The 21,845-nt window shown below is 39.9% G+C and carries 14 protein-coding genes; 13 read left to right on the top strand and 1 reads right to left on the bottom strand.

The genetic code is table 11. The features are described from left to right. Positions 1-88 precede the first annotated feature (88 nt). The 8 genes from QX565_RS03395 (at position 89) to QX565_RS03360 (ending at position 12,803) form a co-directional block, all read left to right on the top strand. A complete protein-coding gene (locus tag QX565_RS03395) occupies positions 89-1,621 on the top strand; it encodes a T9SS type A sorting domain-containing protein (protein ID WP_221649669.1) in 1,533 nt (510 codons plus the stop codon). A 23-nt stretch (positions 1,622-1,644) separates the two neighbouring features. After that, positions 1,645-3,039: an alkaline phosphatase gene (locus QX565_RS03390; protein ID WP_221649717.1), complete on the top strand. Its 1,395-nt coding sequence runs from the start codon at positions 1,645-1,647 to the stop codon at positions 3,037-3,039. A gap of 72 nt (positions 3,040-3,111) precedes the next feature. After that, positions 3,112-5,274 carry an alpha-N-acetylglucosaminidase gene (locus QX565_RS03385; protein WP_025866834.1) on the top strand — a complete coding sequence of 721 codons (2,163 nt, stop codon included), beginning with the start codon at positions 3,112-3,114 and terminating at the stop codon, positions 5,272-5,274. Between the two features lie 131 nt (positions 5,275-5,405). Next, complete coding sequence (locus QX565_RS03380) at positions 5,406-6,548, top strand: glycerate kinase family protein (protein ID WP_289291261.1); 1,143 nt, start codon at positions 5,406-5,408, stop codon at positions 6,546-6,548. A 71-nt stretch (positions 6,549-6,619) separates the two neighbouring features. Further along, the gene (locus QX565_RS03375; protein ID WP_002558418.1) at positions 6,620-7,867 is read left to right on the top strand and encodes a GntP family permease; all 1,248 of its coding nucleotides are present in this window, start codon (positions 6,620-6,622) and stop codon (positions 7,865-7,867) included. A gap of 36 nt (positions 7,868-7,903) precedes the next feature. Beyond that, positions 7,904-8,989 (top strand): acyltransferase family protein, encoded by a 1,086-nt coding sequence (locus QX565_RS03370; protein ID WP_122201469.1) that lies wholly within the window; start codon positions 7,904-7,906, stop codon positions 8,987-8,989. Positions 8,990-8,994: 5 nt separating this feature from the next. Next, on the top strand, positions 8,995-11,178 hold the full coding sequence (locus QX565_RS03365) for an alpha-N-acetylglucosaminidase (RefSeq protein WP_002558416.1): 2,184 nt from the start codon (positions 8,995-8,997) through the stop codon (positions 11,176-11,178). 119 nt (positions 11,179-11,297) lie between these two features. After that, complete coding sequence (locus QX565_RS03360) at positions 11,298-12,803, top strand: arylsulfatase (RefSeq protein WP_289291276.1); 1,506 nt, start codon at positions 11,298-11,300, stop codon at positions 12,801-12,803. Between the two features lie 339 nt (positions 12,804-13,142). Here QX565_RS03360 and QX565_RS03355 read toward each other — a convergent pair whose 3' ends face one another. Then, positions 13,143-13,283, bottom strand: a complete 141-nt coding sequence (locus tag QX565_RS03355; protein WP_182416625.1) for a hypothetical protein — start codon at positions 13,281-13,283, stop codon at positions 13,143-13,145. Between the two features lie 323 nt (positions 13,284-13,606). Here QX565_RS03355 and QX565_RS03350 point away from each other — a divergent pair, with 323 nt between their 5' ends. Genes QX565_RS03350 through QX565_RS03330 form a run of 5 tightly spaced genes read left to right on the top strand, consistent with a single transcriptional unit; the run spans position 13,607 to position 21,806 of the window. Then, positions 13,607-14,620 (top strand): glycoside hydrolase family 130 protein, encoded by a 1,014-nt coding sequence (locus QX565_RS03350; protein ID WP_122201467.1) that lies wholly within the window; start codon positions 13,607-13,609, stop codon positions 14,618-14,620. A 24-nt stretch (positions 14,621-14,644) separates the two neighbouring features. Then, positions 14,645-16,288 carry a sodium:solute symporter gene (locus tag QX565_RS03345; RefSeq protein WP_122201466.1) on the top strand — a complete coding sequence of 548 codons (1,644 nt, stop codon included), beginning with the start codon at positions 14,645-14,647 and terminating at the stop codon, positions 16,286-16,288. 25 nt (positions 16,289-16,313) lie between these two features. After that, positions 16,314-18,305, top strand: a complete 1,992-nt coding sequence (locus QX565_RS03340; protein ID WP_122201465.1) for a glycoside hydrolase family 2 protein — start codon at positions 16,314-16,316, stop codon at positions 18,303-18,305. A gap of 3 nt (positions 18,306-18,308) precedes the next feature. After that, positions 18,309-19,547, top strand: a complete 1,239-nt coding sequence (locus QX565_RS03335) for a hypothetical protein (RefSeq protein WP_122201464.1) — start codon at positions 18,309-18,311, stop codon at positions 19,545-19,547. A gap of 12 nt (positions 19,548-19,559) precedes the next feature. Continuing rightward, positions 19,560-21,806, top strand: a complete 2,247-nt coding sequence (locus tag QX565_RS03330) for a glycoside hydrolase family 3 C-terminal domain-containing protein (RefSeq protein ID WP_122201463.1) — start codon at positions 19,560-19,562, stop codon at positions 21,804-21,806. Positions 21,807-21,845: the final 39 nt, after the last annotated feature.

Here is a 21,845-nt window from a genome sequence, read left to right as displayed (position 1 = left end):
TCTGATAAGTGAAGAATATGAAATGATAAATTAACATCGGACTTACATTACTATACCGTTTATGTTAAACATTTAAATGTATTTTATTATGAAAAAAATTACAGGTTTATTATTTGTATTTGCATTTTTTACAAGTGTATTATGTGCAAAATCTATTGAAGTAACTACATCTGAAATGGATGTAACAATTGCCGGTTCATTGCCTTATGTGATTGAAAATGCTGAATCGGGCAGTATTATTGAATTTAATTTTGATGGTGAAGAGCTTGATTATGGTGAAGGGACTGGGATTATTATCAAGGGTAAAAATCTGACAATAAATGGTATAAACAAAAAAAACGGGAAACGTGTGTTTATTAAAGGGGTACAATCCCTGTTTACGGTCAGTGAATCGTCAGAACTTTCTTTGAATGACCTGATAATTGATGGTTTCAAAAGTATTGCCATCAGATTGAGTGGTAGTTCTGTTTTGAATGTTGACAACTGTCAGTTCTCAAATAATTATGAAGCAGTTCCAGGTGCAATTAATAACGGTGGAGTGATACGTGTCAGTAGTGCAAAAGCCGTGTTGAAGAACTCTTTGTTCATCAAGAACAGATGTGGAGGTTCCTATGGTGGTGGAGCGGTCTGTGCTTATGCAGCATCGGAATTGCGCGTTGAGAATTGTTCTTTTGTAGAAAATGAAGGTGCTGCAGGTGGTGCTATTGGAATAAACGCGACAGCTAAAAATGTTTCTCCTATTGTTTACATTGCTAACTCAACTTTTGCTAATAACATTGCTGATGGTCGTGGTGGGGCTATCTATATGCAGACAGGAACTACGGTAGATATTTTTTCTCCAGTAATTGTCAATTGTACGTTTGTAGGAAATCTGGGGAATAATGGTGGAGCTCTTTGTGTATGGTCGCGAGCTACAACTTCTATGAAACCGACTTTCGTTAATAATTTATTTGCTGAGAATTATAGTAGCACGTGGTTGGAGGATGAGACTCAATATGATATTTTAGCTTTTTATATGGGTGGTGAGTTAGATGGAAACAATCAGCCAATACCGCAAACGGTTTTTCCGACTTGTATGAATAACTTGTATGTTTTTGCTTCTAAAGATTTTTTCAAGGACTCTTCTAATAAGCAAATAGATTTTAACAATAATACTATTTTTAAAGCCATAGAAAAGAATCCATGGGATGAAGGTGATATGTCATTTAATCATCAAACGAGTGTGCTGGAAAGTGATAGGATGGTTGCTATGATTGCCGAGAATAGTATTGCTTTAGGTGCAGGAGTTGCTACTGTAAGCGGTATTGAAATTCCGACTACAGATCAATTGGGTAAAGTACGCCCTGCTACACCTTCTGTGGGTGCGGTAGAATATTCTGTACCTAGTGGCATTGGAAATACTACTGCAGATGAATGTGAGATTAAAGTTTATAGCGTAGGTAATAACATATATGTGAGTGGCATTCAGGAAATGGCTCTTATAAAGATATATGACTTAACAGGAAAATTGGTTTTTGAAAATGTGGTAAAAAACGACGTGGCAACAACGGTAAATATAAGTACAGGTATGTATATTGCCAAGGTAGATAATGAGACTGTGAAATTCGTTGTTTCTGAATAAAACAGGAGAACTGATAGATGAAAATAAGACGCCTGATTAGTTTGTTATGTTTCCTGTGGATTGTAATAACGGTCCAAGGGCAGGTCAAATATGTATTTTATTTTATAGGCGACGGGATGGGAGTAAATCAGGTAAACGGAACGGAGATGTACCGAGCGGCTTTAAAAGGTCATATAGGTACTGATCCTTTATTATTTACTCAATTTCCCAGCGGAGGTGTGGTGAGTACTTATTCGGTAACTCATCCTGTCACGGATTCGGCTGCTGGTGGAACAGCGTTGGCCACGGGAAAGAAAACATATAATGGAGCCATTGGTGTGGATATGAGTAAACAAGCATTGGTGAGCGTGGCCGAATGTGCTAAAACGAAAGGTAAAAAAGTCGGGATTGCCACTAGTGTTAGTATAGACCATGCTACTCCGGCAGCTTTTTATGCTCATCAACCCGATAGAAAGATGTTTTATGAAATAGCTTGTGATTTGCCCAAAGCTGGTTTTGATTTTTATGCCGGTTCTGGTTTCCTGAGTCCTAATAAAACATCTGACGTTAAAGATGGTTCTAACATCTATCAAGTAATAGAAAAGGCGGGTTATACCGTGGCTCGGGGAATCGAAGATTTTAGAAAGCAGGTAGATAAAGCCGATAAAATGATTTTGATACAGCAAGAGGGCAAACCGGATTTGAGTTTGTCTTATGCTATCGATCAGCATGATGATGATTTGACTTTACCCGAGATAACCCAAAGTGCTATACAATTTTTGATGAAGGAAAATAATAAAGAAGGATTTTTCCTGATGGTTGAAGGTGGAAAAATAGATTGGGCCTGCCATAGTAATGATGCTGCTACTGTCTTTTGGGAAGTGGAAGATTTTGATCGTTCTATTGCTGTGGCTTATGATTTCTATAAGAAGCATCCTCAGGAAACGTTGATTGTTATTACGGCTGATCATGAAACGGGTGGCATTGTATTGGGTACAAAAAAGTACAATCTTAATTTACAGGCGTTGCAATATCAGAAATGCTCGATAGAGATGCTTTCAAATAAAATCTCTGAGCTTAGAAAAATGCGGAAGAATGAAGTTAGCTGGGATGACATTAAGGCCTTATTAAGTATGGAGATGGGATTCTGGAGTAAACTTTCTATTGATAAAGAGCAAGAAAAGTTGTTGTATACCGTATTTGAAACTTCTTTTGTGAAAAATAAAGTGAAGTTTGAAGAAAGATTGTATTCAAAAATCGAACCATTGGCTGTATGTGCCAGAAAAGTGATGAATCAAATTGCTGTTTTAGGTTGGGCAGGTGGTACGCATTCTGCTGGATATGTTCCTGTTTTTGCTATAGGAGCAGGTTCGGAACAGTTTTGTGGTAAATTGGATAACGTTGATATTCCTAAGAAAATACGGGCATTGATACAATAATGAGTATGAACCAATTTCCGAGTCTGCTTTGGATTTCGGTTATTGGTTCTTTTTTAATTTTGATTTTATATTATGAGATATTCTATATTGAAGTATTTGTTTATCTTTTGTTTGTCTATTGCTTTATATGCCTGTAACATGGAATCAAATGATATATTGGTTCCTGCTAAACAACTTATAGAGCGTCAGATTGGAATCCGGGCTAATGAAATTACTTGTCAGGTTATAGAACCGGTTAACGGAAAAGAAACCTTTGAGATAGAGGCTCGGGATGGGGTACTGGTTTTGAAAGGAAGCAGTACTGTAGCTATTTGTTATGCGTTTCATACCTACCTGAAGGAGGCTTGCCATGCTATGAAGACCTGGAGTGGAGAACATATAGAGCTACCTGAAATATGGCCTGATTATATCGCTAAAAAGCAAACGACTCCTTATTCGTACAGATACTTTCTGAATGTTTGCACTTATGGTTATACTACTCCCTATTGGAATTGGGATCGTTGGGAAAAAGAAATAGATTGGATGGCACTTAGAGGTGTAAATATGCCTTTGGCTACTGTGGCGAGTGAAGCGATTGCCGAAAGAGTATGGTTACGTATGGGACTTACAAAAGAAGAAATTCGGGCGTTTTTTACAGCACCAGCTCATTTGCCATGGCATCGTATGGGCAACCTGAATACATGGGATGGGCCTTTGTCCGATAAATGGCAAGAAAGTCAGATTGAGATGCAACATCTTATCATTAATCGTATGCGTGAGCTGGGGATGCAGCCGATAGCTCCGGCATTTGCGGGATTTGTACCAATGGCTTTTGCAGAGAAACACCCTGCTGTAAAATTCAAACATTTGAAATGGGGAGGATTTGATGATAAATATAATGCTTATGTACTTCCTCCGGATTCTCCGTTCTTTGAAGAGATTGGGAAAATGTTTATTGAGGAATGGGAGAAAGAATTTGGTAGAAATACTTATTATCTTTCAGACAGTTTTAATGAAATGGAACTTCCGATAGAAAAAGAGGATATAGAAGGAAAACATAAACTTTTGGCTCAATATGGTGAATCGATTTATCGTTCTATCACGGCTGGTAATCCGGATGCAGTATGGGTTACGCAAGGATGGACTTTTGGATACCAGCATTCTTTCTGGGACAAAGAGAGTTTACAGGCTCTGTTGAGCCGGGTACCGGATGATAAGATGATTATTGTAGATTTGGGCAATGATTACCCCAAATGGGTTTGGAACACAGAACAGACTTGGAAAGTACACGATGGTTTCTACGGTAAGAAATGGATATTTAGCTATGTTCCCAATTTTGGTGGCAAAACTCCTATGACTGGTGATTTGCAGATGTATGCTTCTTCTTCTTCTGAAGCGTTACATTCTAAATCTTGTGGAAATCTTATAGGATTTGGTTCTGCTCCGGAGGGGCTTGAAAATAATGAAGTAGTTTATGAGCTATTGGCCGATATGGGGTGGACGGACCAGAGTATAGATCTTGATAAATGGTTAAAGTCATATTGTGAAGCTCGCTATGGGAAATATCCGGATGCAATGAAAGAGGCTTGGGTATTATTTAGAAAAAGTGCTTATAGTTCACTTTACTCTTATCCTCGTTTTACCTGGCAGACAGTGACTCCGGATCAGAGACGAATTAGCAAGATAGATACCAGTGATGATTTTTTACGTGCTGTTGAATTGTTTCTCACTTGTGCAGACAGTTTGCAAAACTCGGAACTTTATGTGAATGATGCCATAGAGTATGCTGCATATTATGTGGCTGCCAAAGCAGACAAACTTTATGTGAAAGCTCTTGAAGAAAATACGATTGGTGATAAGCTTGCGGCACAATACACATTGAGACAGGTTGTTGACTTGCTGTTAGATGTGGATAAGCTTCTTGCTTCACATCCTCTTTATCGTCTTGAAGAGTGGGTAGAATTAGCAAGAAATAGCGGTACCACTTCTGAAGAAAAGGATAAGTATGAATCAAACGCAAAACGCCTTATTACTACTTGGGGAGGGTTTCAAGAGGATTATGCTGCTCGTTTTTGGAGTGGATTAATAAAAGACTACTATATACCACGTTTAAAACTTTATTTCTCCAAACAGTGGGAAGATTTGGATCGTTGGGAAGAAACATGGATAAATACTCCATGGCACAACACAACAAAACCATTTGAAAATCCTGTTAATATTGCCGTTGAACTTGTGAATAAAGCAAAGGTATTTTGATTTAGTTTTCAGGTAAGCAGAGTATCCCCCCTTCTCTTGTAAATATTGCAAGAGAAGTACTCTGTCTTTTTATTTGATACGAGTAATAAAGTCTTATCTTTGATAAGTTTTTAATTTGCAATTTATGCTGTATGAGAAAGATTATTCTTGCTTTTGATTCATTTAAAGGATCTGTAGGTTCACTTGATATTGCCCGATATGCTGCGCAAGCTATTTTGAAAGAGTATCCTCATTGTGAATTGATCCATTTCCCGATTGCAGATGGTGGAGAAGGAACTACTGAAGCAATTTGTACTCAATTGGATGTAAATAGGGTTTCTTGTATTGCCCATGATCCGCTGATGAATCCGATAGAAGTTTCGTATGGAATAACCAAAGATGGGAAAACAGCAGTCTTTGAGATGGCTTCTGCCAGTGGGCTTCCTCTGATTCCTATTGCTTTGAGAAACCCAATGCATACTTCTTCTTTCGGGACAGGAGAAATTATTTTGGATGCATTGAATCGTGGATGCCGTCATTTTATTATGGGTATAGGTGGTAGTGCAACAAATGATGCCGGTATAGGTATGATGCACGCTTTGGGGGTTCGTTTTCTGGACAAAGAAAAGAAAGAACTCGAACCGAAAGGGAGTAATCTTATCCATATTGCACTTATTGATACTGCTACTTTACATCCTGCTTTAAAAGAGTCTGTTTTTACAATAGCATGTGATGTAAATAATCCATTCTATGGGCCACAAGGGGCTGCCTTTGTCTTTGCTCCACAAAAGGGAGCAAACCTGGATGAAGTTAAAGCATTGGATGAGGGGTTACAACACTATGCTATGGTTCTTAAAGAACAGAAAGGGATGGACATTACTTTAATAGCCGGTGCTGGTGCGGCTGGTGGTATGGGTGGGGGAATACTTCCTTTTCTGAATGCAACATTGAAGTCGGGTATTGATACAATTTTGGATATTCTTCATTTCAGGGAGTATGCTCAGTCTGCAGACCTTATTTTTACGGGTGAAGGAAAGCTGGATGCACAAACTGGTATGGGGAAGGCATTAGGTGGTATTTTGAAAATAGCTGTTGAAGAAAATATCCCCGTCATAGCCTTAGGAGGATGTGTAGAGGCTGTAGAGCAGTTGAATGAAATGGGATTTACGGCTGTATTGTCTGTTCAGCCGGCTCCTGTCTCTTTAGATCAGGCTATGCAACAGGAATTTGCTCTTAAGAATATCGAAAGAACCGTGACTCAACTTATACGTATTATTAAATGCTTTAAGTCGTAAAGTGTAAATCAGCTTAAGTGTCGTGGTTAATAAAAGTCACGATTATGAAGCATAAACTATGAATCTTTTCTATGACAGCAATTGGCGCTTTAATCGGATTGTTAGTATCCGTTCTTTTAATCATAAAAAAAATATCTCCGGCTTATAGTTTAATAGCCGGAGCAATTGTTGGCGGGTTGTTAGGCGGATTACCATTGACAGAGACAGTAAAGGTGATGACAGATGGCGTCAAAGACGTTACACCAGCCATCATCCGTATTCTTACAGCAGGGGTATTGTCCGGTGTGCTTATTAAAACAGGAGCAGCGACTACCATCTCTAATGCTATTATAAATACATTAGGAGAGAAACGGGTATTTGCAGCATTAGCTTTGGCAACTATGTTGCTATGTGCTGTTGGGGTTTTTATTGATGTGGCTGTTATTACAGTAGCCCCTATTGCACTGTCTATCGGAAAACGTTTGGGCTTGTCACCATCCGTACTATTGATAGCCATGATTGGTGGAGGAAAATGCGGTAATATAGTTTCCCCGAATCCGAATACAATTATTGCAGCTGAAAACTTTAAAGCAGATTTATCATCGGTCATGTTTTACAATATTCTTCCGGCAATTATCGGGTTGGTGTTTACGGTTTTTGTTATTATCCGCCTTATCCCCCGAAAACTTACTATTGTCGCTCCAGGACAGGAAGAAATCACAGATGATAAACAATTGCCTTCTCTTACCAGCAGCCTGATAGCACCTTTCGTCACTATCATCTTACTTGCCCTGCGGCCTTTGGCTGGTATTACCATTGATCCTCTAATAGCTCTGCCCATCGGCGGAATTTGTGGTATCCTTTGCATGAAACAATGGAAAAATATTCTGCCTAGTATGGAATACGGTCTCCAAAAAATGTCTACTGTAGCTGTACTTTTAATCGGTACAGGAACAATTGCAGGCGTTATCAAAAACTCTACTCTAAAAGACTGGATTCTGCAACTACTGGAACAAGCCCACTTCAATGAAATAATGATAGCTCCCGTATCTGGCGCATTAATGTCAGCCGCCACGGCCTCTACTACTGCCGGAGCTACTCTCGCTTCCGCCTCTTTTGCAGAAGCAATTCTTGCTGTCGGTATTTCCGCTGCATGGGGAGCTGCCATGATCAACTCCAGTGCCACAGTACTGGATCATTTACCTCATGGCTCTTTTTTTCATGCTACCGGTGGAGTCTGTGAATTGACTTTTAAGCAACGTCTGAAACTCATTCCTTATGAAACCCTTATAGGAGCAGTATTGGCAGCCTCTACTACCCTCTTATGTCTCGTTTGGTGATTATCTAATACATTATAACTCATAAATTATAAACTCATGCCTGCCAATAATCGTCTTCTCTCTCTCGATGTCCTGCGAGGATTCACTGTTGCCGGAATGATACTTGTCAATAATGCCGGTGCATGCGGATACGGCTATGCCCCTCTGCGTCATGCCAAATGGGATGGCTTCACTCCTGCCGACCTTGTGTTTCCTATGTTTATGTTCCTGATGGGAATATCCACCTACATATCTTTGCGCAAATATGATTTTCAATGGCGACTTGCTATTGGAAAGATAATAAAACGTGCTCTTCTCCTGATCCTGATAGGTATTGCCATGAAATGGATTATAAATTCAAGTGAAACCGGTATTTGGACTGATTGGGAGCATATGCGACTTTTAGGAGTGATGCAACGACTGGGTATTTGCTACGGAGCAACAGCTATCATGGCGTTGTTTATCCCTCATAAACGTTTTTTTCCGGTAGCTCTTCTTCTTTTAGCAGGATATTTTATTCTTCAGTTGATAGGAAACGGATTCGAGAAAAGTCCCGATAATATTATAGCCATAGTCGATTCTACCGTTTTGGGAACAAATCACATGTATCTGCAAGGGCGCCAGTTTGTAGAACCGGAAGGAATTTTAAGTACTATTCCTGCCATCGCCCAGGTAATGATTGGTTTCGTATGTGGACGAATGGTTATCAATCAGAAGGATAACAAAGAACGAATGCAAAAACTCTTTTTTCTCGGTACCTTAATGCTATTTGCCGGATTCTTATTAAGTTATGCCTGTCCGCTTAACAAGCGTCTATGGTCTCCGAGTTTTGTATTGCTTACTTGCGGAATAGCAGCTTTAGCATTAGCTGTATTGATCGAAATAATCGATGTTCGACAAAAGAAAAGCTGGTGCACTTTCTTCAATGTTTTCGGAGTAAATCCACTGGTTCTTTATGTATTTGCCGAAATTTTCGGTGATCTGTTGCGAATATGGAAAGTTAACACATCCCTGTTCGATACCTGTCTGCAACCCCTATTCGGCAACTATTTCGGTTCATTCATGTATGCGGTCTTTTTCCTATTATTTAACTGGCTTATCGGATACATTCTATTTAAAAAACAAATTTACATAAAACTATAATTGAAATGATGAAAAGAAACATTTATTTGGTTATCGTAACATTGTTCCTCTCACTATCAGCGGGGGCAAAGGAGAAAGACGTAGCCATTATGCAGTCAATGGTGAAACGTCTCATCCCGGCATATGCCGAGAACTTTCAGTTTAAGAAAATAAAACCCGTTGACGGAAAAGACTGTTTCCAGTTGGATACTTCCGACTCTGGGAAAATAGTGATTGGCGGTAATAACGCTAACTCAATGGCAATGGGGCTGAATTATTATTTAAAGTATTATTGTCTTACCACAATCTCATGGTATGCCGATATTCCTGTTGAAATGCCTGAAACTCTTCCGGTGCCGGAAAAAACTTTTAGTGCGGAAGCAAAAGTAGACAGACGCTTTTTTTTGAACTACTGTACTTATGGTTACACTATGCCTTATTGGCAATGGAAAGATTGGGAGCGTTTTATTGACTGGATGGCTCTGAACGGGGTCAATATGCCTTTGGCCATTACAGGTCAGGAAGCCGTATGGTATAAAGTATGGAAGAAATTAGGTTTGACGGATCAGGAAATCCGTTCCTATTTTACGGGACCTACGTATCTACCCTGGCATCGTATGGCAAATATTGATGGATGGAACGGTCCGTTACCTATGGAGTGGTTGGATAATCAGGTGGAACTACAGAAAAAGATACTTGCGCGGGAACGCGAATTGAATATGAAACCGGTATTGCCTGCTTTTGCCGGTCATGTACCTGCAGCTTTGAAACGAATTTATCCGGAGGCTAATATTCAGCATCTTGGTAAGTGGGCAGGTTTTGCTGATACGTATCGTTGTTATTTTCTGAATCCCGAAGAACCGCTGTTTGCTACCATTCAAAAACATTTTCTTCAGGAGCAGACTCGTTTGTTCGGAACTGATCATATTTATGGCGTAGATCCTTTTAACGAGGTAGATCCACCAAGTTGGGAACCCGAATATCTCAGTCAGGTATCTTCGGATATGTATCGGACATTGACAGCAGCAGATCCGAAAGCGGAATGGATGCAGATGACCTGGATGTTTTATCATGACCGCAAGGATTGGACGGCTCCGCGTATCAAAGCTTTACTAACCGGAGTGCCGCAGGATAAGATGTTTTTACTGGATTATCATTGTGAGAATGTAGAACTTTGGAAAAACACTGAACACTTTCATGGACAACCTTATATTTGGTGCTATTTAGGTAATTTTGGGGGAAATACGACTCTTACCGGTAATGTAAAGGAGAGTGGTGACCGTCTTGACAATGCGTTGATAAATGGTGGAAGTAACCTTCGGGGTATCGGTTCTACGCTCGAAGGCTTGGATGTTATGCAGTTTCCCTATGAGTATATCTTTGAGAAGGCGTGGGATTTGAATCTTGACAACGAGGCGTGGTTACAAAATCTTGCCGACCGTCATGCCGGGACTGTTTCCCAGCCTGTTCGTGAAGCGTGGGATATTCTGTTCAACCAGATATACGTACAGGTTCCCAAAACATTAGGCGTATTACCTAACTATCGTCCGGTGATGAACAAACCTAATAGACGTACGGTTATTGATTATTCCAATGCTACTTTATTACAAGCCTGGGAAAAACTGTTACAGGCTACGGACTGTAACAGAGACGCTCTGCGGCTGGATATCATTACTGTAGGTCGTCAATTACTGGGTAATTATTTTCTTATAGTGAAAGATGATTTTGACCGTATGTATACAGTTAAAGATCTTCCGGGGTTGAAAGCCAGAGCTGCGGAAATGAAAGAGATCCTTAATGATTTGGATCGTTTGAATGCTTTTCATAGCCGTTGTGCCTTGGATAAATGGTTGGCTGATGCCCGTGCATTGGGTACGACTCCCGAAGTGAAAGATTATTATGAGAAGAATGCCCGTAATCTGATTACGACTTGGGGAGGTAGTCTGAATGATTATGCCAGTCGTACATGGGCGGGGCTCATTAAAGATTACTATTCGAAACGCTGGGATATGTATATGGATGCGGTAATCTCTGCAGTAGAAGGTAACCGGGAGTTTGATCAGAAAAAATTGGATGAATCAATAAAAAATTTCGAAGATGCCTGGGTAGATTCTACAGACCCTATTCTGGTAGCACCTCAGGGTGAGTTGATGCAATACGCTCGTTTCTTATTACAGAAATACGGACGGCGGATCCCGGAGAATTTGTAATATACAATAGATTAAACGTATGAAAAATGCTTTTTATACGTTTAATTAAGAAAATGTGTATCAGATAATACTATAAATCAACTTTCATAAAAATGAAAATAATTCCGATATTAAATGGTATGTTGGTTTTGACTTCCGGAATCGGTTTTTCGATTCAGCAGGTTAGAGCACAACAAAAACCTCATATTATCTTGATTATGGCCGATCAGCATCGTGGCGATGCTTTGGGATGTATGGGGAATCCGGCAGTTATTTCACCTAATATTGATAAACTGTCTGAAGAGGGGACATTATTCTGTAATGGCTATTCGTCTACTCCAAGTAGCACACCGGCCCGTGCAGGATTACTGACCGGTATGTCTCCTTGGCGGCATGGCATGTTGGGGTATGGCCGGGTAGCCATGCAATACAGATACGAGATGCCTGCTATGCTAAGAGAGCAGAATTATTATACATTTGGTATTGGAAAGATGCATTGGTCTCCACAAAAATCTTTGCATGGTTTTCATGGAACTTTGTTAGATGAAAGCAGGCGTGCTGAGACGAAATATTTTATCAGCGATTATCGACTATGGTTACAGATACAAATGCCGGGAGTAAATCCTGATTTGACAGGTATTGGTTGGAATGAACACAGGGCAGGTACTTATAAACTGCCTGAGGAGTTACATCCTACCGCCTGGACAGGAAAGATGGCTTGCGAATTGATACAGAATTATAATAATGAAAGCCCGTTGTTTCTGAAAGTTTCCTTTGCACGTCCTCATAGTCCGTATGACCCTCCCCAACGTCTTTTGGATGAGTATGAAGAGACAGAAATTCCGGCTCCTTATATTGGTGACTGGTGTAGCAAATACGCTACTCAGCTTGATCCGGTAAAAGCTGATAAGGATGCTCCGTTTGCCAATTTTGGAGCTGAATATGCTAAAAATTCCCGAAAATACTATTATGCCAATGTTACATTTATTGATGAGGAAATAGGAAAAATAATACAAGCACTGAAAGATAAGGGAATGTATGATAATGCTTTGATTTGCTATGTTTCCGACCATGGGGATATGTTGGGCGATCATTATCATTGGCGGAAGACTTATCCTTATGAGGGCTCCACACATGTTCCATATATTATAAAATGGCCTGAATCGTTTGGTATTAAAGAGGGAATAAAAGTAGATGAACCGGTGGAATTACGAGATCTTTTGCCTACCTTCTTAGATGCTTCCGGAGCACAAATTCCTGAGGAGATGGATGGACTCTCACTGTTAGCTTTAGTAGACGAAAGCAGAAAGCATACATGGAGACAATATATTGATCTGGAGCATGCAACTTGTTATGCGAAGGAAAATTACTGGTGTGCTTTGACCGATGGCAAAATTAAATATGTGTGGAATTTCTATACAGGAGAAGAAGAACTTTTTGATTTATCAAAGGATCCGGGAGAATTGCGAAATCTTGTGTCGGAGAAACATTATCGGAAAAGGCTGGCTGATTTACGTGAGGCCATGGTGAAGCATTTGAGTGAACGGGGAGAAGGATTTGTGAAAGAAGGGAAGTTGGTTGTTCGTAAAGAAAGATTGCTCTACAGCCCGAACTATCCAAAGTCAGAGGAAGTTGAAATCAATTAGAAACTGGTGGGAGTAGATCGATTCTCTTTCTTTTATCTGGTTTTATAAATATAGTATAATAAGATACTCTTTTGCTGGATAAAGTATATACATACTTATGATGTTGTATACTATATCTTTGTATTCATAACTCTTGTTTCATGAATATAAAACATCCGGATGTTGTGTATAAAAACACCCGGATGTTTTGGTTTATAACATGGGGATGTTTTTGATAAGAACATCCGGATGTTTTGCATACTCAATTCACTTGGTAACTCTTCTTTGAAAGCTATAGTCTGTCTGCTTCAAAGGCTATTATTAACTAACCCAAGTACCTTAATCTTGCGATTTTCTTGTTTACACTTCCCATAACATGCTTTGTGCATTGTGGTGTTTGCTCGTCTTTCCGGTTTCTTCCAGTTCTTTCCATTTGCGTAAAGTTAGTACCGGCATGAATGTTCCTATTTCGTCCAGTTTTACCGGGTATCTGTTGGACATTGGTTTGCCCATTTCTGTCGGTCTGTTTAAGTATTCCTTTTTATTCCTCCCGGTTTGAAACTTGATGATGGGTTATGCGTCTAATCAAAATAGTATGTCTTTTTCTAAGTCGTTATGTTATATAAATAGTGTGGAATTATATCAATAGTTCTTTAGAAAAAATAGAATCAAGTTGGAATCTGAGTTTAGTTAGAAAATAGTAGAATGTAAATGAAGAAATTGTTTATTGTACAATAAAGTATAATGAATGAACAAAATAGTATTCAGATGGATTACTCACAACGCCTATCTTTGCAACATCATTAAATGTATAATTAAATAATATGCTATTAAAGAAGTTTGAAGGAAATCCAATATTATCTCCTAACATAGATAATCAGTGGGAAAGTTTAGTCGTATGTAATCCAGGCGCATGGTATGAAAATGGTAAATTCTATCTTTATTATCGGGCGGCAGGTAATGATGAAGCACATCATATACATATTGGATTGGCTGTTAGTGACGATGGATTTCATTTTAAAAGGGTTTCGGACAAGCCGGTATTAAGTCCGACCAAAGACAACTTTGACGCAGGTTCAGTAGAAGATCCGAGAATAGTAAAAATAGGAAGGGAATACTATATGACTTATGCTTTTCGTCCTTATCCTCCCGGGCAATACTGGAAATATAAATACGACCAGGTAAAAGCCCCTGAACATGATGAACTGGCGCCTCGTTGTTTGCGGGAGAATATCGGGAATACTGCATTGGCCATGTCAAAAGATTTATTTAATTTTAAAAAGGTAGGTCGACTGACTGAACCTTCGCTGGACGATCGGGATGTTATTCTTTTCCCTGAACAAATTAATGGCTTATTTTATATGTTACATCGTCCAAAAGACTATATCGGAGCAATTTATGATACAGAATATCCCGCCATATGGATTAAATCATCCAAAGATTTGATGAGTTGGAACACTCCGAGTAAATTACTATTAAAGGGAAGAGAATCTTGGGAAATAAAAGTTGGAGGTAATACTCCTCCTGTCCGTACTTCAGAAGGCTGGCTTCTACTTTACCATGGGGTGGATGACAATTATGTGTATCGGATAGGAGCCTGTTTACTTAGTCTTGAAGATCCGACAGTAGTTCTTTATCGTACACGCCATTTTATTCTCGAACCTGAAACAGAAATTGAGCGTAACGGACTATACAAATGGGGAGTTGTGTTCCCTACGGGAATTGTATTGCGGGACAAAACCTTATTCGTATATTATGGTGCTTCGGATCAATGGTGCTGCGTAGCCACATGCAATATTGACGAACTGATTACTTTCATTAAAACAGATTCAAAATAATAATTTATTCAATACTTTAAAAACATGTCAGAATCCTTATCAACCGTCGATTTAATAATTATTGTCTTATTCATTGTCTTCATTATTTGGTGGGCGCTACGTCACAGTAAAACAAGTGACTCGGCTTCTTACTTTTTAGCAGGCAAAAGCTGCACATGGCCAATGATCGGGCTTTCACTATTTGCAGCCAGTATATCAAGCTCCACTCTGATAGGACATGCCGGTGAAGGATTCATTAGTGGCGTAGCCGTGTTCAATTATAATCTAATGGCAGTATTTGTAATGATTTTCTTTGCAATGTTCTTTCTGCCGTTCTACATCAAGTCGGGTATCTTCACGATACCGGAATATTTGGGACGCCGATTCGATAGCCGCTCGAGACTTTACTTTTCATTCATTACCATTATCGGAAATATTTTTCTGGATGCGGCAGCCGCATTATATACGGGTGCATTGATATTAAAAATGATGTTTCCCGGGATAGACCTTTTTTATATTATATTAGGTATGGCAATCGTGGCAGGAAGTTATACAATTGTAGGTGGCCTGTCTTCCATAATTAATGCGGATGTTATACAATCTATTATTTTAATAATTGGTTCAATCATACTCTCTTTCTTCTGTTTCGAAAGTATTGGTGGTTGGGACAGTTTTATGGAACACTTTCATGAAGGAGTATGGCTCAAGCTTATCCGCCCGCTCGACGACCCTACGGTTCCATGGCCGGGTTTGATATTTGGAGTTACCATACTTAGTTTTTATTTCTGGGGTAATAATCAAGTAATGGTGCAGCGTGTATTATCTGCCCGGTCTATCGATGAAGGGCGCAAAGGGGTCCTTTTTGTCGGCTTTCTATACATGTTTACCCTGTTTATTATTATCATGCCTGGAATCATTGCCCGTGGTATTGACCTTTTTGGTCTTGGAAACTCACTTCCCTATGATGTTATTCCTGGTAGTACACTAAAAAGTATCTATGGAATCAACACTGATGAAGTATATCCACGTTTGATTCTGAAATTATTGCCGACAGGTATTATCGGTCTGATTATTGCTGCCATGATTTCTGCTCTGACCTCAACTTTAAGTGCAACATTAAGCTCGGTATCAACTCTCTTCACTATGGATTTCTATCCTCGGATAGTAAAAAACAGCAACCCACAAAAATTAGTAAGAGTAGGTCAAATCACCTCCTTCATTGCTCTGGTTATTGCTGTTTCATGGGCACCATTTATTCAAAAGTTTGATTCATTAGTTGGTTATTATCAGGAGATGGTATCCTATATTGCCCCTCCTATCGTGGGAGCATTTCTACTGGGGCTTTTCTGGAAGCGGGGGAATGCGCAAGGAGCTTTTACCGGATTAATGTTTGGTTTAACAGCAGCAATAGGAATTATGCTGACCAAGTATATCATCGGTATTTCAATACCGATACATTATCTGATGCTGGCACCTTTACTGATGTTGGCAAGTATGCTTGTAACTGTTATCGTAAGTTATGTCACCACCCCTCCTCTTGAAGAGCAAGTTGCCCCAAATACATGGAATAAATATTTATGGACCGAAGAGACCAAAGAACTGAAAGGAGTAATATGGTATAAAAATTTCCGCGTTCTTTGCCTCATCCTTTTTATACTCTGTGTATTGGAGTATCTCTTTTTCTTATAAATAGCCTTAGCATAAAAAAACGGATATGAAAAGACATTTTTCACTTGCCGGACTCAACTGGGAATTAGTAGGAACTAAGCCCTATTATTGGAAACTGGACAGGCAGATGGAACGAATGAAAATCACTCAGCCGGAAGAAAAACCAGTTCCGGCTCCTGTTCCAGGTTCGGTTCAACAAGCATTATTCAATGCTGGTATTCTACCCGATTGGAATATTGGTACAAACTATCGCCAGTGTGAATGGGTTGAGAATCGTCACTGGCTTTATTTTCTCGATCTGCCCGACGGAATTGTACAATATGAAAAGAATGAACGGGTAAACCTCTGCTTTTTAGGTCTTGACAACTGTGGAGAGATATGGCTCAATGGGCAATTGATAGGAGATTTCGAAACTGCTTATCATAGTTATTGTTTTGATATTACAGACAAAATACAATTAAGCAACAACCGTCTTTGCATTCTCTTTACCAGTCCCGAACGTTACGAAGGACAAGTATACTGGACGTCTCGTACACAGATAGTAAAACCACGGTTTTATTATAATTGGGATTGGTGTCCCCGCATTGTCCAAACAGGTATCTGGGATGACCTTTTCATTGAAATAACCGATGACCACCTATTACCGGACATTTATACGTATACAGAACTATTACCCGACCTCACAACAGGAGTAATTCACATTAGGATAAGTGGGAAGAATGAACAAAAAGGAGATATCAATATTTGCCTGTCCGAAACAGATGGGCGAATAATTACGGAACTTCGCATCTGTAGCAACGAACTTGTACCCAATAAAATGAATTGTTTTACCGTTAATGTTCCCAATATCAATCGTTGGAATATTAACAACCAAGGTTCCCAAACTTTATATAATCTTCGTTGTACATCCTTCGACCCGGAAAACAATCCACATGACCAATGGCAACGGCCTGTCGGGTTCCGGCGTATAGAATGGAAATCATGTGCCAATGCTTCTCCCGAAGCTACCCCATGGCTTTGTTGTATAAATGGTATTGACACATTTCTACAGGGGGTCAATTGGACTCCTCTTCGTGTACTTTTTGCGGATGTCGACGAATCACTCTACCGGGAACGACTCTTACAATATAAAGAACTGGGGTTTAACATACTACGTGTATGGGGAGGTGCTATCCTCGAAAAAGAGTGTTTTTATAGGCTATGTGATGAATTCGGTTTGCTGGTTTGGCAAGAATTTCCTTTGTCGTCATCGGGTATTAATAATACTCCTCCGGACGACTCCGAGCGAATCGGACGAATGAAAGATATTGTTGACGAATACATACTTCGACGCCACTATCATCCTTCACTTGTCATATGGAGTGGAGGTAACGAATTGTATGACGAAGCCAATGAACATCCACTGAATTTCGAACATGCCATGCTAAAAGCCATTGCGCGGACAGTAGAAGAAAAAGATCCGTTCCATCGCTTACTACCAGCTTCGCCGTCAGGTCCGGTGATATATAATGATCCAAAGCATTACGGGCATGGTATTCAATGGGATGTACATGGTCCTTGGACATTGCCTGAAGAGCCTATAGATAAATTTATGAGTAACATACGGAGTTATTGGCAAAATTCTGACGCTTTGCTCCACTCTGAGGCCGGAGTGAACGGAGCTTCACCGGTGAGCCTGATAAAGCGTTATTGCGGTAGTTATCAACCTCTGCCGATATCTGTCGATAATCCCATTTGGGCACAGTTTTCATGGTGGATGGAAGAAGATGCTTTTCGAAAAGCACATCAAGGCAATGCTCCTGTCAGTATTGAAGAATATGTAGAGTGGAGTCAGGAAAGGCAATGCTATGGTTTATCTATTGCATTGACTGAGGCAAAACATCGTTTCCCGGCATGTGGAGGTTTTTTGATTTGGATGGGACACGACTGCTTTCCCTGTCCTTCCAATACTTCTATAATCGATTACGAAGGAAATCTAAAACCGGTGGCTCAATCTTTTTATGAAATAATGAAATCAAAAACACAAAACCCCAATTAACTTATGAATCCTATTCTAAAAACTGTAATATACTTGGTCACAAGTGGCTATATTTGCCTGTCTTGCACTAATGGGAACAATTTTGAAAAAGAAATCAACTCCTACAATTATGTCATCGGAACGCAAACTGTCGGAGCAAAATATAAATTTACTGAAGAGACAAATTTGGTAGAAACGGCCGTAGAAATCCGTAAAATGGGTTCTAATTTACTAAAAATGAGTCTGAGTCCACGATATTACTGGGAAAACTATGATATCCCTTACCAATCGGAAATAAAAAGTCTCAGGGATTTAGCCCAAGAAAAGTCAGTAGCCCAAGTATTCAATATGGATTTTACATATTACCAGATATGGATCTATGAATTTTCACAATATACACAAGAACCCAAAGGTGAAAAGAGAGATGAATACCAAATTAAATTTATTAATGGACTGAGTGACGAATATGCCGATAAATCATACAAAGAAATCTATGACTTAGCCTGCTACTTATTAAGAAAGTATTCGGGAACGGGAAAAGTTTTCTATCTTGGTAATTGGGAAGGAGACTGGCATCTACGTTGGGATTACAATCGGGACAAGCCTGCAAATCCGCGTACAGTCGAAGGAATGACACGTTGGCTCAACGTTCGCCAAAAAGCCATTGATGATGCTAAGCGGGATACTCCCCATAATAATATAGGAATGTATCATTATGTGGAAGTAAACCTTTCGGACCTTGCCGTAAAAGGAGATACTTGTGTCGTTAATACCATTTTACCACAAATCAATCCCGATTATGTTTCCTTTTCTTCTTATACAGCAACCAATCCTCCTATGACAGAAGCAGCTATGGACTCAACGCTTATAATGCACCTCAACCACATAGCTTCGAAAATGAAACCAAAAGCTGGGATACAAGGAAAGCGTCTTTTCATTGGTGAGTATGGTTGGAGTGAATCCGTTTATTCTCAGGAAGAGATAGACCAGCGTGCCAAATGGGTAATAAAAACAGCAATGAAATGGGGATGCCCTTTTATCCTTTTCTGGGAAATGTACAACAATGAATTAAATGATGACGGTTCCAACCGCGGTTTTTGGCTAATCGACCAAAAAGGAAGTAAAACTCCTCTTTACTATACATATCAGAAATTCTATATTGAAAGCCGTGAGTGGATAATAGACTTCACACAAAAGCAGAATCGAATACCTTCCCAAGATGAATTTCTTAAGGCGGCTATCAGTTTTGAAGCACTAAAATAGAACCGGATATTTATGGAAAAACTATTTAAGCAGACATTAGGAATTATTATATTTTGCAGTATCTCCTTCATGGCATTTGCACAGGGGCTACTGCCTTATCAAAATAAGAGTCTTCCTTTAGAAGAACGTCTGCATGACCTCGTATCACGTATGACACTGGAAGAGAAATGTGCTCAATTACTGCATGATTCACCTGCAATTCCACGATTGGGAATTGCCGAATATAATTGGTGGAGTGAAGGACTTCATGGGGTAGCCCGATTCGGACGTGCCACAGTATTTCCCCAGCCTATCGCACTTGCTGCCACATTCGATACTAAATTAATTTACCGTCTGGCTGTAGCAACATCCGATGAGGCACGTGCTAAATTCAATGCTGCACAATCAATGGAAAACCGTACCCAATACACCGGGCTGACATTCTGGTCACCTAATATAAATATTTTCCGGGACCCACGTTGGGGAAGAGGAATGGAGACATGGGGTGAAGATCCCTGGCTTACCTCGCAAATGGGAGTTGCTTTTGTTAAAGGTATGCAAGGAGATAATCCGTATTACCTAAAAACTGCGGCTTGCATGAAACACTTTGCGGTTCATAGTGGACCGGAAGGCGAACGGCATAACTTTAATGCCGAACCTCCATTGAAGGATTTATATGAAACCTATCTTCCGGCATTCGAAGCATTGGTCAAGGAAGCCCATGTTGAAGCAACTATGGGGGCTTATTCGGCACTTTACGGACAACCAACCTGTGCCAACGACCTACTTAATCATTTATTACGCGAAGATTGGGGATTTAAAGGACATGTCGTATCGGATTGCTGGGCCATACAAGACTTTCATTTGGGGCATAGGGTGACGAAAACTCCCGAAGAATCTGCCGCTCTTGCCATACATAAGGGAATCGACCTGAATTGTGGAGATACTTACCGGGCTTTGCCAAATGCAATAAAGCAAGGATTGGTAGATGAAAAAGATATTGATCGCGCTGTAACCAATATATATCGTACCCGTTTTAAACTGGGCTTTTTCGATGCAAAAGAAGATTGTCCTTATAATGCGATTCCGTTATCCGTTGTGGGAAACCGGGAACATAAGATGCTGGCACTCGAAGCTGCACAGAAGTCTATCGTATTATTAAAGAATTCTCTTTCTTCAAAAAACAACATGCCAACCCTTCCACTTTCTCCAAAAATAAAACGTCTTTATCTACTCGGTCCTCATGCTTCAGATGTCGATGTGTTGTTAGGCAATTATAACGGGCAAACAGGAGAAGCACGTACTATTCTGGAAGGAATTACTACCAAAGTTGACTTAGGAACCCGACTGGAATATCGCAAAGGATTCACATATAATCAAGAAAATAAGAATAGCGAAAATTGGGCATTTACTGACTCGCGCGGTTCGGATGCAGTAATAGCCGTTATCGGGTTAAGTACATTATCCGAAGGTGAAGAGGGAGAAGCTATTGCCTCAGATTTTCATAGCGACCGTAAAGACATCGCCCTGCCGGCTACACAACTAAAATATTTACGCGAATTGCGCAAAACGATCAAAGATACTCCGCTAATTGTCGTCGTTACGGGAGGAAGTCCTGTTGATTTAAGAGAGGTCTATCAATTATCCGACGCATTATTATTTGTTTGGTATCCGGGTGAGCAAGGAGGCGATGCTTTGGCAAACATATTATTCGGAGAAGTATCTCCTTCAGGTAAGTTGCCCATTACTTTTCCAATGGATGAGAATCAACTTCCGGATTATAGAAGTTATTCTATGGAAGGAAGGACCTATAAATATTCTACCGTTACCCCTATGTTCCCGTTTGGTTTCGGATTGGGTTACAGCACCATTGAATTAAGCAATTTAAAGATCAAAGTACTCCCGGCATACTCTCAGAAACAGAAGTCGGCTTTATACCTTACTCCGACTGATACTCTGGTGGTGTCCTTTTCTGTCCGCAATCCCGGAAGTGTTCCTGCGGAAGAAGTAATACAACTATATCAACAGACTAAAGGTGCTAAATTTCGGACTCCACGATTCGATCTGAAAGACTTTATGCGTATCCGAATTAATCCAGGTGAAGAAAGTCAGTATTCTTTCCATATTCCTGCCAGCCGTTTTTCGGATTTCAATATGGAAGGACATCGCATGCTGGTACCGGGAACACATAAACTTTTTGTTTCCACTTCTTTACCCATTGCCCGGAGTCTAGAATTGGGTACGACTCCTTGGTTGGAAGGAGAAATAACTGTAAAATAGGTCAAGTATAGCAATATTCGCTCACTGAATCGTAAGTCT

This window comes from Bacteroides sp. 41_26 (assembly GCF_949740115.1).
Classification (GTDB): Bacteria; Bacteroidota; Bacteroidia; order Bacteroidales; family Bacteroidaceae; genus Bacteroides; species Bacteroides nordii.
This window is presented reverse-complemented; position numbering and strand designations above follow the sequence as displayed.

Bases quoted from the DNA above. Each gene is read 5' to 3' on its own strand.
- QX565_RS03370 (WP_122201469.1), top strand. From the start codon at position 7,904: ATGCCTGCCAATAATCGTCTTCTCTCTCTCGATGTCCTGCGAGGATTC.
- QX565_RS03345 (WP_122201466.1), top strand. From the start codon at position 14,645: ATGTCAGAATCCTTATCAACCGTCGATTTAATAATTATTGTCTTATTC.
- QX565_RS03380 (WP_289291261.1), top strand. From the start codon at position 5,406: ATGAGAAAGATTATTCTTGCTTTTGATTCATTTAAAGGATCTGTAGGT.
- QX565_RS03395 (WP_221649669.1), top strand. From the start codon at position 89: ATGAAAAAAATTACAGGTTTATTATTTGTATTTGCATTTTTTACAAGT.
- QX565_RS03340 (WP_122201465.1), top strand. From the start codon at position 16,314: ATGAAAAGACATTTTTCACTTGCCGGACTCAACTGGGAATTAGTAGGA.
- QX565_RS03375 (WP_002558418.1), top strand. From the start codon at position 6,620: ATGACAGCAATTGGCGCTTTAATCGGATTGTTAGTATCCGTTCTTTTA.
- QX565_RS03365 (WP_002558416.1), top strand. From the start codon at position 8,995: ATGATGAAAAGAAACATTTATTTGGTTATCGTAACATTGTTCCTCTCA.
- QX565_RS03355 (WP_182416625.1), bottom strand. From the start codon at position 13,283: ATGTCCAACAGATACCCGGTAAAACTGGACGAAATAGGAACATTCATG.
- QX565_RS03360 (WP_289291276.1), top strand. From the start codon at position 11,298: ATGTTGGTTTTGACTTCCGGAATCGGTTTTTCGATTCAGCAGGTTAGA.
- QX565_RS03350 (WP_122201467.1), top strand. From the start codon at position 13,607: ATGCTATTAAAGAAGTTTGAAGGAAATCCAATATTATCTCCTAACATA.
- QX565_RS03385 (WP_025866834.1), top strand. From the start codon at position 3,112: ATGAGATATTCTATATTGAAGTATTTGTTTATCTTTTGTTTGTCTATT.
- QX565_RS03330 (WP_122201463.1), top strand. From the start codon at position 19,560: ATGGAAAAACTATTTAAGCAGACATTAGGAATTATTATATTTTGCAGT.
- QX565_RS03335 (WP_122201464.1), top strand. From the start codon at position 18,309: ATGAATCCTATTCTAAAAACTGTAATATACTTGGTCACAAGTGGCTAT.